Annotated in this window: 7 protein-coding genes and 1 pseudogene; 2 read left to right on the plus strand and 6 right to left on the minus strand. The window is 67.4% G+C overall.

Annotation, left to right across the window (positions count from 1 at the left end):
* Window positions 1-9: 9 nt before the first annotated feature.
* Entirely contained in the window at window positions 10-1,125 is a 1,116-nt protein-coding gene (locus M2437_RS19775; protein ID WP_253388451.1) for an SPL family radical SAM protein, read from the minus strand.
* Window positions 1,126-1,229: 104 nt separating this feature from the next.
* On the opposite strand from M2437_RS19775, the gene M2437_RS19780 reads away from it, so the two are divergent.
* Together M2437_RS19780 and M2437_RS19785 are read left to right on the plus strand one after the other, a co-directional pair.
* Window positions 1,230-1,502, plus strand: coding sequence for a hypothetical protein (locus tag M2437_RS19780; protein WP_056504301.1), 273 nt, complete (start codon window positions 1,230-1,232; stop codon window positions 1,500-1,502).
* 94 nt (window positions 1,503-1,596) lie between these two features.
* The gene (locus M2437_RS19785) at window positions 1,597-1,926 is read left to right on the plus strand and encodes a YnfA family protein (protein WP_253388452.1); all 330 of its coding nucleotides are present in this window, start codon (window positions 1,597-1,599) and stop codon (window positions 1,924-1,926) included.
* A gap of 21 nt (window positions 1,927-1,947) precedes the next feature.
* Here M2437_RS19785 and glgB read toward each other — a convergent pair.
* The 5 genes and pseudogenes from glgB to treZ form a co-directional block, all read right to left on the minus strand.
* Window positions 1,948-4,303, minus strand: a pseudogene (gene glgB / locus M2437_RS19790) (1,4-alpha-glucan branching protein GlgB).
* A gap of 61 nt (window positions 4,304-4,364) precedes the next feature.
* Window positions 4,365-7,631, minus strand: coding sequence for a maltose alpha-D-glucosyltransferase (gene treS / locus M2437_RS19795; RefSeq protein ID WP_253388454.1), 3,267 nt, complete (start codon window positions 7,629-7,631; stop codon window positions 4,365-4,367).
* Window positions 7,632-7,802: 171 nt separating this feature from the next.
* Window positions 7,803-11,177: a maltotransferase domain-containing protein gene (locus M2437_RS19800; RefSeq protein ID WP_253388455.1), complete on the minus strand. Its 3,375-nt coding sequence runs from the start codon at window positions 11,175-11,177 to the stop codon at window positions 7,803-7,805.
* A 137-nt stretch (window positions 11,178-11,314) separates the two neighbouring features.
* Window positions 11,315-16,255 carry a malto-oligosyltrehalose synthase gene (locus M2437_RS19805; protein WP_253388456.1) on the minus strand — a complete coding sequence of 1,647 codons (4,941 nt, stop codon included), beginning with the start codon at window positions 16,253-16,255 and terminating at the stop codon, window positions 11,315-11,317.
* A complete protein-coding gene (gene treZ / locus M2437_RS19810) occupies window positions 16,252-18,057 on the minus strand; it encodes a malto-oligosyltrehalose trehalohydrolase (protein WP_253388457.1) in 1,806 nt (601 codons plus the stop codon). Before treZ ends, M2437_RS19805 begins: the two co-directional genes overlap by 4 nt.
* Between the last annotated feature and the right edge of the window lie 184 nt (window positions 18,058-18,241).

The raw sequence follows: 18,241 nt of genomic DNA on the forward strand, positions 1-18,241 counted from the left end.
CAGCCTCTCTCACGTCCAATAGAGGATGCGCGCCGTCGGCAGGCGCTCGGCAATCCGCCCGGTGAGATGAGCGCGCATCGCCTTCATGAGATCGTTTGGAAACACGTATTTCACCGAGCCGAACTTGGTAAGCTTGCGGGTGCGCTCCGCTTCGCGCATCGGCAGATCCGAGCCCGGATACCATCCCTCGAGCACCGTCTTCGAACCCGGTGTGAAGCGGTGGGTGATGAGTTCGACCGTCAGATCGGGTGCGGCCACACCGGACAAAGCCGCGGCCGCGTCGCGCAGCAGGGCGTCGTAGGCGTCCGGCCATCCCTCGACGGGTAGTATCGGCGCGATCGTGAGGCCCACGGGATAGCCGGCCCGGGCGACGGCACCCATGGCGGCGAGCCGCTCGCTGAGCGGAGCGGTGCCACCCTCGTAATGCGCCGCCGCGGCCGCGTTGACCGAGAAGCGGATGCGCGTGCGGCCGTGATGCGGCAGGTCGAGGAGCGGTTCGACCGCGGCGAACTTCGTCGTGAAGCGCAGTTGCACCGGCGCGTCCCAGGCGCCGAAATGACAGATCGCCGCCGAGAGCGAACCGGTGAGATGCTCGATCCCAAGCGGATCGGTGTAGCAGGACGCCTCGAAGGTCGTGCCCTCGGCCGCCCGCGCCTTCGAGACGCTGGTGACGCCGCCCTGCCCCAGATAGCTTTCGAGATTGCCGAGGATCGCGTCGAGGTTGGCGTAGACGCGCGTCACCGGCGGCCCCGAGAGCGAGCCGGCGAGATAGCAGTACTGGCAATGCGCCGGACAGCCTTCCGCGAGATCGAAGCGCCAGTCGGCGCTCGGCGGAATCGGTTGGAGCTTCAACTTCGTCGGCGGTGCGGTGACGATGGCGAGCGTGGCCTTGGCCTGCGCGTAGGCCCGGCGCGGGTTCTCATCGTCGCGCAAGCCGGTGAGCCGGTTACTCTTCAGGCGCTCGACTGGGAGACCGAGGTCTTCCGCCTGCGCGACCATCTGCCGGCCGTGAGCGTGTTCGAGGGCGGCTGGCGTTACCAGCACCCGGCGCGGATGCCAGAGACGCGCGGAGCGGGGCCGCGCCACGGGCCGGGCATCGGCCTCCTCGGTCGAAAGAAGGGTCATGCCTCACCAACCCTCGGCCTGTGCCGAAGGTCCGGGGATGCGTCCTTTCGGAACCCTGGAAGGCCTCGGGCGCTGTTTTCGCGCGAAGATCTTGTGAGGTGTCGATGTCGGAGCTGGAGACGAAACGCGCCGCGATTGCCGACCTTCTCGCCCGGATCGAAGGCCTCGATCCGCGAAACGCTGGGGATCTCGACCGGCGGGTCGATGCCGTGGTGGACGGATTCGATCCGGGAGCACCGGAGCCGTCCGATCCGGCTAGGGCCGACCTGCACCGTCTGCTCAGATCGTACCGCGACCTTCGCGATCTCCCCGCCGACCGCAACAATGTGCAGCTTGCCGAGAAGGGCGAGGTGTTCGCGCCGGAGGACGACGCCTGACGGAAGATCCGGCGCCGTGATGCGTCGGAGAACTAGGCCGAATGACTGGTCGCGATGACTTGGCAACGGGCTCGGCCCGCGCCAAGCGTCGCCGATGACCAAGACCCTTCTCGCTTATTCCGGAGCCGCGTTGGCTGAGATCGCCGGCTGCTTCGCCTTCTGGGCGTGGCTGCGGCTCGATCGGTCGGTCTGGTGGGTTACGCCGGGGCTCGTTTCGCTCGCCCTGTTCGCTTGGCTGCTCACCCTCGTCGAGAGCGAGGCGGCCGGGCGGACTTACGCCGCATATGGCGGCATCTACATTGCCGCCTCGATCCTCTGGCTCTGGGGCGTCGAGGGACATCGCCCCGACCGCTGGGATCTTGCTGGCGGGGCGATCTGCCTCGCCGGCACGGCGGTGATCCTGTTCGGCCCCCGGAGCGGCTGAGCCGCTCCGGGGTCGAGGAGATCAGCCCTCGCGAATCAGGATCAGGGTCGAGAGCGGCGGCAGCGTCAGGCTCAGCGAGTGCGGCTGGCCGTGGCTCTGCTCGGCCTGGCTCTGCACGCCGCCCATATTGCCGACATTCGAGCCGCCATAGCGCTCGGCGTCCGAGTTGATCGCCTCGCGGTAGAAACCGGCCGTCGGCACGCCGACGCGGTAGCCCTCACGCGGCACCGGCGTGAAGTTCGAGACGACGATAGCAACCTCGCCGTCCGCTTTGCCCTTGCGCGCCCAGGCGATGACCGAGTTGTCGGAATCGTCCGCCACCAGCCACTGGAAGCCGCTGGCCTCGACGTCGCGCGAATAGAGCGCCGGGGTCGAGGTGTAGACGTGGTTGAGGTCGCGGATCAAATCCTTCACGCCGCCGTGCAGGGGATCGTCGAGCAGGTGCCAGTCGAGCGACTGGTTGTGGTTCCACTCGCGCTCCTGGCCGAACTCGCCGCCCATGAAGAGCAGCTTCTTGCCGGGATGCCCCCACATGAAGCCGAAATAGGCGCGCAGATTGGCAAACTTCTGCCAGCGGTCGCCCGGCATCTTGCCGAGCAGCGAGCCCTTCCCGTGCACCACCTCGTCGTGGGAGAGCGGCAGCACGAAGTTTTCCGAGAAGGCGTAGAGCAGGCCGAAGGTCAGGTTGTGGTGGTGGTAACGCCGGTGGATCGGATCCTCCGACATGTATTTCAGGGTGTCGTGCATCCACCCCATGTTCCACTTGAAGCCGAAGCCGAGACCGCCCGTGTAGGTCGGGTGCGACACGCCCGGCCACGAGGTCGATTCCTCGGCAACCGTGATGGTGCCCGGCGCGTGGCTGTAGGTGGCCTCGTTGGTCTTGCGCAGGAAGTTGATGGCGTCGAGATTCTCGTTGCCGCCGTACTGGTTCGGAATCCACTCACCCGCGCGGCGCGAGTAGTCGAGGTAGAGCATCGAGGCCACCGCATCCACGCGCAGGCCGTCGAGATGGTAGTGCTCGAGCCAGAAGCGGGCATTGGCCGTGAGGAAGGCGGACACCTCGACCCGGCCGAAATTGTAGATGTAGGTGCCCCAATCCTGGTGGAAGCCCTGGCGCGGGTCGGCATGCTCGTAGAGATGCGTGCCGTCGAACAGGCCGAGGCCGTGGGCGTCGAGGGGGAAGTGCCCCGGCACCCAGTCGAGCATCACGCCGATGCCGGCTGCGTGCGCCGCATTGACGAAATCGACGAAATCGTCGGGCGTGCCGAAGCGGCTGGTCGGCGCGAACAGCGAGACCGGCTGGTAGCCCCAGGAGCCGTCGAACGGGTACTCGGTGATTGGCAGAAGCTCGATATGCGTGAAGCCGAGGTCCTTCACGTACGGGATCAGCCGGTCGGACAGCTCCTTGTAGGTCAGATAGCGGTTGCCCTCGTCCGGCACCCGCGCCCAAGATCCGAGATGGACCTCGTAGACCGACATGGCGGCATGGCGCGGATCCTTCTCACCGCGCGTGTCCATCCAAGCCGCATCGTTCCACTGCGGCTCGTTGAGACCCTGGAGCACCGAGGCCGTCTGCGGCGGATGCTGGGCGCGGAAGGCGACCGGATCGGCCTTCAACGGCAGCACGGAGCCGTCGGGGCCACGGATCTCGAACTTGTAGTTCTGGCCGGCCTTGAGACCGGGCACGAACAGCTCCCAGACGCCGCCATTGAGCCACAGCCGCATGCGGGTGACGCCGGCCGTCCCAATCGTTGAAATCGCCGACGACGCTGACGCGGCGAGCATTCGGCGCCCAGACCGCGAAGCGGAACCCGGCGATGCCGTCGAGCTCACCCGCATGCGCGCCGAGCACGCGGTAGACGAGGTTGCTGCCGATCAGGCGCAGGCCGTCGATCTCGCTCTGTTCGAGCGAGGGGCCGAAACCGTAGGGATCGTGACGGCGGGTGCTGGTGCCGTCCCAGGCCTCGACCTCGATTTCGTAGAGGGGTCGACCTTCGCTCTTCACGCTCGCGACGTAGAACCCGTCGGGATGAACGCGCTCGAACGCGATGCTCTGCCCGCCCGTGACGAGGCGGGCTGCCTTCGCCTCGGGCAGGATCGCACGGACCTCCCAGGAACCCGGCGCAACCTGATGCGGCCCGAGGACGCCGAACGCGTCGCCGTGATCGGCCGCCATCACGGCCGCAATGGCATCGGGATGGAGGTGGCCATCGCGCGCTTGCGAGGCGGAGCGGCCCACACGGGGAGCCCCCTCGCCGCCAAGCGCATCCGACGACCGGGGCGCGCGCGGCGCCTCGGTCGAGCCTGACCTGTTCGGGACGTTGGCGGCCGCCTGCCCCTCGTTACGAGCCGCGGCCTTCTCGTCCAGAGCCGTCATCCAATCACCTCTCTCGGAAGCGCTCCCGGGCCATCAAGGGTGGCGCGCGGGAGCGCGCAGGTCACACCGAAGCGCGGTCGCGCTTGGCTTCATCCAGTATGTTGAGAACACCACGTGCTGGGATTTCGATCCAGTCGGGGCGGTTGTTCACTTCGTAATCGACCTCGTAGAGCGCCTTGGTCAGCAGGCTCAGACGCAGCAGACGGGATTGCGTCTCCGCATCCTCCACCGCAGCCCGGCTGCCGGCCACGGCTTGCCCGTAGCCGTCAAGGAACGCTGCATCGATCATGCCGCGCCACGCGATCGCCGCGTTGCGCGCCCGTTCCTCGCTGTCGCCGAACCGGGCCGTGATCTCCCGCACCACCGTTTCGGCGCCGTAGGCGAAGGAGCGGAGCATGCCCGCCACGTCGCGCATCGGCGTCGATTTGGCCCGGCGCTGCTCCACCGGACGTGAGGGCTCGCCCTCGAAATCGACGATGATGAGATCACCCTCGGAGGCGAGCACCTGACCGAGATGGTAATCGCCGTGGATGCGGGTCTTCGTGGCACCCCGCAGCGGACCGGAGGCCAGATCGGTGATGAGCGCCTCGACCTCGCTACGGCGGGACGCGAGCGCCTCGCTAGCCGAGCCCGGCGACCAAGCAGTGATCGCGTCGAGCCCCTTGAACGCACGCGCGGCCTGATGGCGGGCATCATCCGCAAGCGAAGCGAGATCCGCCTCATCGAAGGGCTCGACCGCGAAGGCCGGATCGTCGGTGTCGATGGCGAAGGCCCGGTGCAGTTCGGCCGTCCGCTGGCCGAGCAGCTCCGCCCAGCGCAGATGGGCGTTGAAGGCATCCTCCGGCGCCGGTGCCTCGCTCTCGGGTGCGAGCACCACGGTCTCGAAGTCGCGCCGCAGGCCTTCCAGCATCAGCGTCCAGGCGTCGCCCTGGTTGAGGACGAACTTCTGGAGCAGAGCCAGGGCGGTGCGGGTGCCGTCCGCAGCCACATGCTCCACCACGCCGAGCAACGCTGGCGTGTTGGCGAAATGGGCCTGCTCGGTGAGGAACCGGCCGATCTCGATCTCGGGATGCGTGCCGGGCTGGAGGCGGCGCAGCAGCTTGAGCATCATCCGCGCGCCGATGGCGATCGAGGTGTTGCTCTGCTCGGCCGAGAGGCGGCGCACGTCGGCGGCCTCGAACGGCACCTCCGGATCGTAAGCCGAGGTCGTCGAGAAGACGAGGCTCCCACGCTCGGACGGGATCGTGATCCCGTCACGCATCGCCTCGATCAGAGCGACGGCGAACGGCGCGGCGGCGGCCGCCTCGTAGAGCAGGCCGGTGCGGGGACCGCGGCGCACGCGGGCGACCGCGTGATCCAGCAGAGTCTCGTCCTCGCGGCCCTCCTCGACGGCGAGCGGCACGAAGTAGTCCTGGCGCTCGCCGTTGGCGAGGGTCACGGCCACCCGCGGCAGCAGGAACTTGCCTTCGCCGGAGCCGTCCTTGACGATGGCGCTGTCATCGACCTGCACCGACTTGATGCGCGTGCCCTTGGCGCCGAACCAGCGGCGCGAGGCGATGAAGGGCGGCGCCACGGTGCGCTCGAAGGCTGTGCGCTCGCGGCCCTTGATCAGGGTCTCGATGCCGCCGGTGAGCACCAGGGTGAACAGCTCCGGGCTCTGCGGCTGCGGGCCGATCTCACCGGTATTCGCGACCGAGAGGGCGAACCAGTAGAAACCGTAGGCCGGCAGGGTCAGCAGGTAGGGCAGTTCGCCGATCGCCGGGAAGGCCGTGCCGCCGGTCAGCTCGATCGGGATCGCACCGCGCAGGTCCGACAAATCGAGCTGCACCGCCTGCGGTGCCCGCGAAAGGTTGGCGACGCAGAGGATGCGCTCGTTCTCATGCTCGCGAATCCAGGCGAGCACCTTGCGGTTCGCCGGATACAGGAACTGGATGGCGCCGCGCCCCAGCGCGACCGAGTTGTTGCGGATCGCGATCATGCGCCGCGTCCAGTTCAGCAGCGAGGTCTGCGCCTGGATTTGCGCCTCGACGTTGATCGCGTCGTAGCCGTAGATCGGGTCCTGGATCGAGGGCAGGAACAGCTTCTGCGGGGTGGCCCGCGAGAAGCCGCCGTTGCGGTCCGGCGACCACTGCATCGGCGTGCGCACGCCATCGCGATCGCCGAGATAGATGTTGTCGCCCATGCCGATCTCGTCGCCGTAGTAGAGCACCGGCGTGCCGGGCATCGACAGGACGAGGGACTTCATCAGCTCGATCTTGCGCCGGTCGTTCTCCAGCAGCGGCGCGAGGCGGCGGCGGATGCCGAGATTGATGCGGGCGCGCCGCTCGGCGGCGTAGAACGACCAGAGGTAGTCACGCTCCTCCGCGGTCACCATTTCGAGCGTCAGCTCGTCATGGTTGCGAAGGAAGATCGCCCACTGGCAGCCCTCGGGAATCTCGGGCGTCTGGCGCATGATGTCGGTGATCGGGTGCCGGTCCTCCCGGGCGATCGCCATGTACATCCGCGGCATCAGCGGGAAGTGGAATGCCATGTGGCATTCGTCGCCGTCGCCGAAATACTGCGCGGTCTCCTCCGGCCACTGGTTGGCCTCGGCCAGCAGCATCCGGTCGGGATACTCGGCGTCGAGCGCCGCACGGATCGCCTTGATGACGTCGTGCGTCTCGGAGAGGTTCTCGCAGTTCGTGCCGTCGCGCTCGATCAGGTAGGGGATCGCGTCGAGCCGCAGCCCGTCGACGCCCATGTCGAGCCAGTAGCGCATGACCTCGATCACGGCCTCCAGCACGGCCGGGTTGTCGAAGTTCAGGTCGGGCTGGTGGCTGTAGAAGCGGTGCCAGAAGTACTGCTTGGCGACCGGGTCCCAGGTCCAGTTCGACACTTCCGTGTCGAGGAAGATGATGCGCGTATCGGAATACTTCTCGTCGGTATCCGACCACACGTAGAAATCGCGCTCAGGCGACCCGGCCGGCGCCTCGCGGGCGCGCTGGAACCAGGGGTGCTGATCGCTGGTGTGGTTGATGACTAGCTCGGTGATGACGCGCAGCCCCCGCTCATGGGCGGCAGCCACGAAGCGACGGAAATCTTCCATCGTCCCGTAGGACGGGTTCACATCGCGGTAGTCGGCGATGTCGTAGCCGTCGTCGCGCAGCGGCGAGGGATAGAACGGCATCAGCCAGATCGCCGTGACCCCGAGGTCGCGGACATAATCGAGCTTCTGCGTCAGCCCCTCGAAATCGCCGATCCCGTCATTCGACGAGTCGAAGAACGACTTGACGTGGATCTGGTAGATGATGGCGTCACGGTACCACTGCGGATCGCTGCGATCGATCATCCCGTCGCTGCCTCACGTCACTTTCGAGAGCGGAACCGGGCCGTGTGGCACCGGGCTGCGAGCCTCCTCGGCCCGCTTCTTGGCGAGAACACGACGGTGACGCCGTATTCCGCCGGATCTAGAGCGCCCCGCACCGAAAGTGGAGGCCGGTTCGATGCCGGGCGCGGGTCGTCAGGCGCGCCGAGGCCGAATCCGCCATACGATCGCCGAGCGGTCCGCCGGATCGAGGGCGATTCGGTGGTTCTTGCCGTAGAGCTCGAACTTGTAGCCCAACAGCAGATCCTCGACCTCGACCGCCGCATCGTCGGGCAGGCCGAGCAGATGCAGCGGCACCTCGTAGGTGCATTCCTGGCGGTTCTTGGGGTCGAGGTTGACCATCACGAACACGCAGTTGTCGCGCTCCGGCGTCACCTTCGCGTAGGCAATGATGTTGTCGTTCCAGGCACCCGTGAAGTGGATGTTCCGGAAGTCCCACAGCGCCGGATTGTCCCGGCGCGCCTGATTGAGCTTGATGATGTGGTCGCGGATATTGCCGGGGCGATGATAGTCCCACGCCTTCAGCTCGTATTTTTCGGAGTCGAGATACTCTTCCTTACCCGGATACGGCGCGGCCTCGCATAGTTCGAAGCCGTTATAGATGCCGTAGATTGAGGAGAGCGTCGCCGCGAGCGTCGCGCGGACGATGAAGCCCGGCCGCCCGCTGGTCTGGAGATAGTACGGGTTGATGTCGGGCGTGTTGGCGAAGAAATTCGGGCGGTAGTACTCGCCCATCTCGCCAGCCAGTTCCAACGCGTACTCGGTCAGCTCCTGCTTCGTGTTGCGCCACGTGAAGTAGGTGTAGCTCTGCTGGTAGCCGGCCTTGGCGAGCTTCTTCATCATCTTCGGCCGGGTGAAGGCCTCGGCGAGAAAGATCGCGTCGGGATACTGCGTGTTCACCTCGCCCAGCATCCACTCCCAGAACGGGATCGGCTTGGTGTGCGGGTTGTCGACCCGGAAGATGCGCGCACCTTGGGCGCACCAGCCGAGGACGATGTCGCGCAGCTCGATCCAGAGCGAGGGCAGCGCCCCGCCATAGAAGTGGACGTTAGAGATGTCCTCGTACTTCTTGGGCGGATTTTCGGCGAATTTGAGCGTGCCGTCGGGCCGCCACTCGAACCACTCGGGATGCTGCTTGATCCAGGGGTGGTCGGGCGAGCACTGAATCGCAAAGTCGATCGCGACCTCCATGCCATGGGCGTGGCTGGCGGCAACGAGCTGGCGGAAATCCTCCAGCGTGCCGAGTTCGGGATGCACGGCCTCGTGCCCGCCCTCCTCGGAACCCACCGCGTAGACCGAGCCGACATCGCCGGGCTGCGCCTTCAGCGTGTTGTTCTTGCCCTTGCGGTTGGTCTTCCCGATCGGATGGATCGGCGTGAAGTAGAGCACGTCGAAGCCGAGTTCGCGGATCTCGGGCAGGCGCCGGATCACGTCCGCGAAGGTGCCATGGCGGTTCGGGTCGCCCGATTGCGAGCGCGGGAAGATCTCGTACCAAGCCGAGAACCGGGCCGCGAGCCGGTCGGCGATGACGGGGATGTTCACGGGATAGCGCGAGAGATTCACCCGCTCGGCGTTGCGCCGGACCAGCGACATCGTCTCCGGCGCCAGGATCTTCTCCAGGATCACCGGCGAGCCTTCCGGCTCGGCGGCGAGCGAGCGGATCAGCCCGTCGAGCCGCTGCTTGTCGGCCCCGCTCGCCAGATCCTCGGCGATCTGGATCAGCTCGACGCCCTCGATCGTCTCCAGCCGCACATCCACGCCGGCATCGCGCTTCTTCAGGGTGTCGCGCACCCAGGACGAGAACCCGTCGCGCCACGCTTCGATCGTGAACTCGTAGCGGGCATTGCGCTCGAGCGGGAAGTGACCGGCCCAGCGGTCGTTGTCCACGAACACCATCGGGTCGCGCCGCCACGTCTCCTCGCCGACGACGCGTGAAAGAATCGCTGCGTTGATGATCTCGTGACCGTCGGAAAAGATGTCGGCCTCGACGCGCACCTGCTCGCCGACGACGCGCTTCACCGGCGAGCGACCGCCATCGATCTCCGGCGTCACCGCCTCAATGACGACGCGGCCCTTGCCCTGCGGTACGGTCGCGGGCGGCGGTGCGGCCACCTTGGCACGCTCGGCCACGAGAATGCGCAACTCGCCCGGCAGCAGATCGATGCTGGCGCCCGGATGGAAGGCGATCGGCTCGGCGTCGGGCGTGCGGTCGTCGAACGGGCCGAGCTGGCCGCCGGTGCGCTCGATCAGGCGGCCGGCATCGACCGGGACCGGAACGTCGCCGGGATTGAACAGGAGGAGCGTCGCCGAATGCGCCGAGGCCGGGTGGCCGGTATCGGTGCGGAACAGGGCGGTGAAGGGCGCATCGGGCGCCGAGAGCCGCATCTGCGCGCCCTCGACATTGGCAGCCGGAATCGCAGCCTTCAGCGCGTTGATCGCCGTCACGTAACCGGAGATGTCGATCCCCGTATCGTGCTCGCGTGAACCCGGCGTGGTCTCGACCACGTGCAGCGCGCGGCGATACCCCCACTCGTAGCCGATCGGCATCAGCACGCCGGCCGAGAAGAAGGCGGAGAGCGCGTAGCGGGTCTTCAGCCGCTGGGCGACCGCCTCCGCTCCGCCGGGGATGTCGGCGGCGAGCCGGCTCATGTCGTGGTTCTCGGGGAAGGCGATGGAGGGCGCGACCACCCGCAGCCGCTCGTACTGCTCCAGGGCCCAGGGCGCCTTGAGGTTCCACCACGCGAACGAGTTGAACAGGTAGTCGAAGCCGGCGCCAGCTGTCGCCTGCGCCTCCTCGAAAGTGCAGCCCAGCGTCTCGGCGGCGAACAGCGTGTCGGCCTCGCGCTGCTTGGCGGCCTGGATCAGCGCGCGCCAGACATCCGGCGGCACCTTGTAGGCCGCGTCGCAGCGGAAGCCGCGCACGCCGAGCCGTTGCAGCCGGGCGATGTAGGCATCGAAGATGCGGATCAGCTCACCCCGAGCGTGATCGGAATGGTAGTCGAGTTCGATCAGGTCACCCCAGACCGTGCGCTTCGACGGATCGTCGGGATCGATCGCCGCCGGGCTCACCGGCTTACCCTCGGCGTCGCGCACGAACAGGTCCGGCCGGTCGTGGAACAGGCGGGCGTTGTCGGCGGTGTGATTGATGACGAGGTCGCTCATCACCGACACGCCGTGCGACTCGGCGGCCCGGCAGAACCGCGTGATCTGCTCGTCGTCCGACGTGCCGTCACCGTCGCGAAACCGCTCGTCGAGCGCGTCGAGATCGGCCACCGCATAGAGGCTGCGCGAGCCGCCGGTCTGGTGGAAGGGGTTGAGATAGACCCAATTGAAGCCGAGCTCGGCGATGCGCGGCAGTTCCGCCGTCCAAGCCGAGACTGTCCCGACGAGGAGCGGGAACAGGTTGTAGATGCGCGGTCCCTCCGCGCGGGGGGCGAAGGCGGCCGGAAGGGCCACCGTCTCCGAGCCGGTCCGGGTCGCGGGCGTCATCGCGGTGTTCGGTGCGTTCATGGATCGCCTCCGTCTTGTCGCTTCTCGCCAAGCGCGTTCTGATGAATCGAGACCGTGGTCCGGCATTGACGAAACGCCGACCGACCAAGCTTGCTCACCGCCCGAGGGACGGTGAGCCGATGTTTCGTGCGGCCGCCTCAGGCAGCCCGCCGCAAGACCAGATAGGGCAGTTTCGCGAAGTGCCGACCGAGGTCGAGCCCGTCGCCCTCCGCCGTGATCTCGCCGCCTCCGACCACGTCCACCCACCGGCTGCCGGCCGGTACGGGGAGGACGGTTCCGGCGAAGGCTTCGCTGGACCAACCTGATTCGGGCGTCATGCGTGCGACGAGCCGCGGCACGGCGACCAACAGATCATCCTCACCCGAAGTGACGGCCGAGCGGGTAAACGCGATGACATGATCCGCACGCGCGCCTTCGGCCGGAAGCGGACGATAATCCGCGTCGGCGTAGAAAGCCGGGCGCGCCGCCCGGTCGGCGAGCAACCGCGCCAACGTCGCCTGCTTCACGCGCCCGTCCTGCCAGGAACCGATCAACGCGTCCGGCGTGCCGCCGGCCTCCAGCGCCCGGGCCCGTTCCACGTAATCAACAGGCCGGCGGTTGTCGGGATCGACGAACGAGAAGTCCCAGAACTCGGTGCCCTGGTACGTGTCCGGAATGCCGGGAAGGGTGCATTTGAGCACCGTGCGCCCGAGGCCCGCGATCATGCCGAGGAAGGCAAGGCGACGGACGAGCGGCCGGAGCCGATCGAGGCAATCCGAGCCGGGCACGACCAGGGCCGCGAAGAGCGCGTGGACGGCGCTCTCGTAACCCTCGTCCACATTGACCCAGCTCGACCGGCGCTTGCTCTCGCGCAGAGCCTTCTCGGCATAGGCGTCGAGGCGCTTGCGGAAATCCTCGATCGCGCCCGCGTCGTCACCGTCCAGAAGCTCGAGCGGCCACGCGCCGAGAATCGCCTGGAGGAACATCCACTGGTCGTTCGGGTCCGGTGCCGGCTCGCCTTCGACCTGCTTGATGAGCGGCTCGGAGGCGCGACGCCACGTGTCCCAGGCGCGGGCCCATTCCTCCGGAAGTTCGGAGAGAGCGAGCTGGCGCGTGCGGGCATCCTCGCCGCGCTTGGTGTCGTGGGTGGCCGTGGTGATCATCGCGTTCGGCCAGTCGCGGGCGCGCGCCGCCTGAAGCGCGTGGAAGTGCTCCGCGTCGAGGCCGTACTCGCCGGGATCGCCGCCGACCTCGTTAAGGCCGAGCAGTTCGACGAAGCGATAGAACAACGTGTCTTCCAGGCTCTTGGCCATCACCGGGCCGGTGAGCTGCTGGAACCGCCGGCGGAAGCGCAGGACCACCTGCTGGTCCGGGTGACCGGCAGAGCCGAGATCGGTACGCCCGAGCAGGGCATCTGCGGCGAAGTCGTGCACCGAGCGATCCGGAAGCGCGCTCCAGCGCTTGGCCTTGCGTACGGCGCCCTCGATCAACCGCACATCCTCGGCCTCAATCTCGGTCTCGTCGAGATCACCGGGCAGGTAGGAGCGATAGACGGGGAAGCGCGCCACGATCTCGATCAGCGCCCGACGGATCGCATTGGTGGAGAAGTCGCGAGTGCGCCGATCGGAATCGGCGATCTGCTTGAGGTCGCCGGTCATCACCTCGAGTTCCGAGGCGAAGCTGATCTCAAGAATCTCCGCCTTGGCCGCGCGGAACTGGAACCCGTAGGGCGTGTCCATATCGGTGGCCCACCGATAGAACTTCTCGATACGCGGCTTCAGGGCGCGATCGACCAGGATGCCGTCGAGCTGATTCAGCACGTCGTAGCCGGTGGTGCCGGCGACCGGCCAGTCGCGCAGCTTCTCGCCCGGCTCCAGGATCTTCTCGACGACGATGTAGAACCCGGGGCCGACCGCGGCTTGGAGCGCACGGGCGTAACCCAGCGGATCGGCCAGCCCGTCGATATGGTCGATGCGCAAACCGTCGATCCGACCCTCGCCGATGAGGCGGAACAGCAGATCGTGCGAACGGACGAACACGTCCGACAGCTCGACGCGCAGGCCGGCCAGTGAGTTCACGTCGAAGAAGCGGCGGTAGTTGATGTCGCTCGACGCGATGCGCCAATGGGCGAGCCGGTAGGATTGCTGTTCGAGCAGCCGGTGGAGCGGCCCGAAACTGTCGGGATAATCCCGGTTGCCGTTGAGGAGATGCAGGGCCCGGTAGATCGAGGCGGCGATCTGCGGCGAGGCCCGCACGGTGCCCGCAAGCTGACGCTTCAGTTCCTCGGCGGCCTCCGGCATGGCGCGGCGGCGTTCGAGATTGGTCTCCTCACCCATGGCCCGCAGGCGCTCGGTGATCGCCAGAACCTCCGCCGACATGTCGTCGCCGATCTCGCCGAGCGCCGCGAGCGCCCGGTTGAGGATCGTCGGGTATTGCAGAGGGCATATCGGGAACTGATGCTCGTAGTGCCAGACGCTGAAGGCGCCGGCCGCCTCGTCGAACTTCAGCTCCAGCGTGCCCTTCTCCAGAGCCTCGCCGTAACGCTCGCCGAGGAAGGGGATGACGAGCTTGCCGTTGGCGCCGAGCCGCTCCCAATCGATGTCGAAGGCATTGGCCGCGGGCGAGAGACCGCCCCATTCGAGCACCGAGAGCCACCACGGATTGTCGGCGCCGCCCACACCCATGTGGTTGGGCACGATGTCGAGGAGCAGCTTCAGGCCATGGGCGTGGAGCGCGTCGGTGAAGCTGCGGAAGCCCTCCTCGCCGCCGATCTCCGGATTGATCTGAGAGTGATCGACGATGTCGTAGCCGTGGGTCGAGCCCGGCCGTGCCCGCTGCAGCGGCGACGCATAGACGTGGCTGATGCCGAGCTTCTGCAGATAAGGGACCGTCTTCTCCGCATCCGCGAAGGTGAAGCCTTCGTGGAACTGGAGCCGGTAGGTCGCCCGCGGCGGGGCCGAGGCGAGGCGAGCGGCGCCCGAGCGCGGTCCCCGCTCCTCCGCCGACAGCGCGGCGGCGAGCTTGGCGAGCGGCCCGCCGGGGGCGGCGATGGCTTCGAGGTTGCGGTCGAGCTTGCGCCGCCAGTTCGGGTAGCCCTCGGTCGAGCCAGGGACGTTGGCCTGCGACAGCTCGCCGACGACGTCTTCGTACTGCACGGCGGTTAGGATCGACGGAGCACGGGCGAGATAGCGGGCGGCCGCCTCGAGCGGGGCGTGTTCGGGGGGCTCGGAGCTCGGCAGGAGCTGCTGGGCTGCCAGCGCCTCCGACAGACGCCAACGCTCGGCGACGCGCTCGGTGCGTTCGGCCTCGGCGCGCTCGGCGTCGTAGAGACCCAAAGATTGCCGGGTGTCGGTATCGACGCCGCGCCACCAGCCGACGAAGGTCGGCAGGTCATGGGTTGTGATCGCGGTCAGCGCATCCTTCGGATAGGCCTCGGGCGCCTTGAAGGCACCGCCCTGCTCCCGTTCGAAGGCGAGGATGCGGTAGCTGAGGATGCCGGACTGCATCAGCGCATCGGAGAAGCCCTCCGGCGCGGTGCCGAGATCCTCGGCGATGACGAGGCACTTGGCACGGTGGCTCTCGAGCCGCAGCACGGCGAGCATCGGCTCGAACGGCATCGCGACATACGCACCCTCGCGGGCCGACCGCCCGAGCGGGATCAGGAACAGGCGCGCGAGCTGAAACGCGTGGTCGATGCGGATCGCGCCGGCATGGCGCATGTTCGCTCTCACCAGCGCCCGGAAGGCTTTCAGGCCGTCGCGCTCCATCTCCAGCGGATCGAAGGCCGGCAGGCCCCAATCCTGGCCCTTGGGGGCGAGCAGATCCGGCGGCGCGCCGATGGAGACGCCGTTGGCGAAGCGCTCGGGATGCGACCAGATCTCCGAGCCGCCCCGGTCTGCGCCGACCGCCAGATCGCGATAGAGGCCGAGCCGCATGCCGGCGGCCAGCGCCATCTCGGAGGAGGCCTTGAGCTGGGTGTCGGCGAGGTATTGCAGGAAGATGTGATAGCGGATGCGGTCCGCATGCGTCTCGGAGAAGGTCCGCACGGCGTCGGTACCGGCGCGGCGATACTCTTCCGGCCAGTCGCCGAGCCAGTGCGCGCCCTTGGTCCGGAAATGTTCGGAGAGCGCGTCGAAGGTGGCGTGCGACGTGAGGTTCTCGCCGCCTTCCTCACGGAACGCCGCGAAGCCGGTATCCTTGCCGGCTCGGGCGTCGGAATCCTCCCAATAGGCTTCGAGGATGGGCGAGAGCACCTCCCAGACGCCGGCATGATCGACGAGGGAGATGTCGCGCAGCGTCTCGATGCGGGCGCGGTGGCTTTCCAAGATCTCGGCGGCGCGGCTCCCGGCGAAGCCCGGCAGCGCGCCCGGTTCGATGTAGAGGGTTTCGAGGAAGAGGCGCGAGGACGGCGAATAGGGGGAGATCTTCGCCCGGTCGGTGGGGAACAGGGCGTGGGCCGGGCTGAGCCCGAGGAACGAGGCGCCGCGCAAAGCCGCATCGCGGGCGGCACGGCCGGCATCCGCATAGGTGCCGATGCCGAGATTGCTCGGCGAGCGCAGACCGTAGAGCTGGGCGGCAAGCCCCCAATCGCGGGCGCCGTCTTCGGCATAGGCACGCGGGCGCCAGCAGCGCTGCGGTGCGGCGACGATCCAGGCCTGGGCCCGGCTGTCGCCGACCGTGACGGTGAGCCGGTGATAGCCCGGCGTCAGCGGCGGCAGGTCGAACCCGGTGCCATCCTCCGACGCAGTGAGGGTGGCCCGTCCCTCACGGGAGCGCTCGTGCTCATCCACCAGCCGCCACGCGACGGCGCCGGAGGTCACGCCCATCCGCACCGGCACGCGCACGCCGCGCCGTGCCTCGGCCGCCAGCAGCGGCGGAATCACGTTGGCGCGCACCGCCTCGACGGCGGCCAGGCTGCGGCGGATCGCTTCGTCGTCCCCCGCCGCGAATCCGAGGGCTTCGAGCATGCCGCGGCGTACATCGAGGGGCGTATCGACCCGCTTCCCGAAAGCATCGGTGAAGCCGTCGGCGATGCCGACGAGGTCGGCGAGGCGTTCGAGATCACTCACGTTCGAGGCACTCACGTCTGAGAGATTCACTTGGTGCCACCGATCAGGAAGACGCCGGTCCAGGACGGCAGCTCCATCGCCTGTCGGACAGCTCCGCTCGACCAGATCACCTGGCCGCCATCGGCACTCGCCGAGAATTCCGCGTCACCGACATTCGCGATGAAGCGCAGCCAGCCGTCGGCGTAACGCCAGGTACAATCCACGACACCCGGCGCCGGGATCTTGGCATCGGCCCCGAGGTAGCGGCTCTTGGTGAGGGGCACCACGCTCTGCCGGCGGATCTGGAGGATGTTGCGCGTATCGGCCCAGATGGCGCGATGCGGCTCGGTCTCGGCCTCGTCCCAATCAATCTTCGAATCCTCGAAGGTTCGCGCCTCCGTCGGATCGGGGATCACCGAGGTGTCGTCGGCAAAGGCGGCAAAGCTCTTGAACTCGCGGCGACGGCCCTCACGCACCGCCTTGTTCAATTCCTCATCGGGCGCGAAATCCACGAAGAACAGGAAGGGCGCGGAAGCCGACCATTCCTCGCCCATCCAAAGCATCGGAATCTGCGGCGCGAGCAGCAGCCCGGCGCGGGCGAGCGCCAGCTTCTTGGGGTCGGCGAGATGGTTCAGGCGTTCACCGAGCGCCCGGTTGCCGACCTGATCGTGGTTCTGAAGGAAGGTGACGAAGGCCGAAGGCGGCAGATGCGCCGAGGGCTCGCCGCGCGGATGGTTGTCGAGGGTCGGGAAGGGCTCGCCCTGGTAGGCGAAACCCTCTGCCAGGCAGCGGGCCAGATGCTCCAACGGCTTGTCGGCGAAACTCTCATAGTAGCCGGCATCCTCGCCGGTCAGAAGCACGTGCCAGCAATGGTGCAGGTCGTCCGCCCACTGCGCCGTGTGAAGCACCGGAGACGCGCTGTCGTCGCGCTCCAGCCAGCGGGCCTGATTGGCCTCGTTCTCCAGGATCAGATGGACGTGCCGATCCGGTAAGGTCTTGCGGATCGTCTCGCCAAGTTCCGTCAGGAAATGCTTCTCGGAATCATCGAGGATCGCGTGCACCGCGTCGAAGCGGATGCCGTCGAAATGGTATTCCTTCAGCCAGTAGAGCGCGTTCTCGATGAAGTAGTCGCGCACAACCGGGCCCGACTCCTTGCCGTCGAAATTGATTCCGGCGCCCCACGGCGTCTGGTGACGCTCGGTGAAGAAGGTCTTGGCGTAGGCGTGCAGGTAGTTCCCGGCCGGACCGAAGTGATTGTAGACGCAATCGATCAGCACCATCAGGCCCTTGGAATGGGCGGTGTCGATCAGGCGCTTAAGGTCATCCGGGCGGCCATAGGCCGAGTCCGGGGCGTAGGGCAGCACGCCGTCATAGCCCCAGTTGCGCGTTCCCTTGAAGTCGGCGAGCGGCAACAACTCGATCGCCGTGACGCCAAGATCGACCAGATCGTCGAGGCGCTTCTCCAGCCCGGCATAGGTCCCCTCGGGCGTCGCCGTGCCGACATGCACCTCGTAGACGATCGCCTCTTCCCAGGGCCGTCCCGTCCACTCTTGGTCGGACCACGCATAGGCGTTGGGGTCGATCACCTCGGACGGTGCTGAGACATCTTCGGGTTGGAAACGGGAGGCCGGGTCCGGCACCACGAGGTCGCCATCGATGCGGAAGCCGTAGCGCGCGCCGGCCTTCACCCCCGGCAGCGTCGTGCGGCGCCAGCCCTCGCCGACATCGAGGATCGGATGGTCCGTCCCGTCGACAACGAGGGTCACGTCCTTGGCGGTCGGTGCCCAGAGGGCGAACCGCACACCGTCCTCGGCAAACTCGCTGCCGAATCGCATCGTATGGGCACGCCGCATCAGGCCACCGGTCTCCGCTGGGAAAAGGAATCGATCGTCGTTCTGGCTGGCGGGCGTTTCCTGTGTCTCACAAGGCGCCCAGCCAACGCTTGTTCCCCCTCGTCGCAGTTATGGCGGGTTCGAGCGGCGACAACCGCCCGGTGTGACGGATTTGCTGCAGCGCACGCTCTTTGTTGTCCAACGC

It is taken from the genome of Methylorubrum pseudosasae (assembly GCF_029504475.1).
In the GTDB taxonomy this organism is placed as follows: Bacteria; Pseudomonadota; Alphaproteobacteria; order Rhizobiales; family Beijerinckiaceae; genus Methylobacterium; species Methylobacterium extorquens.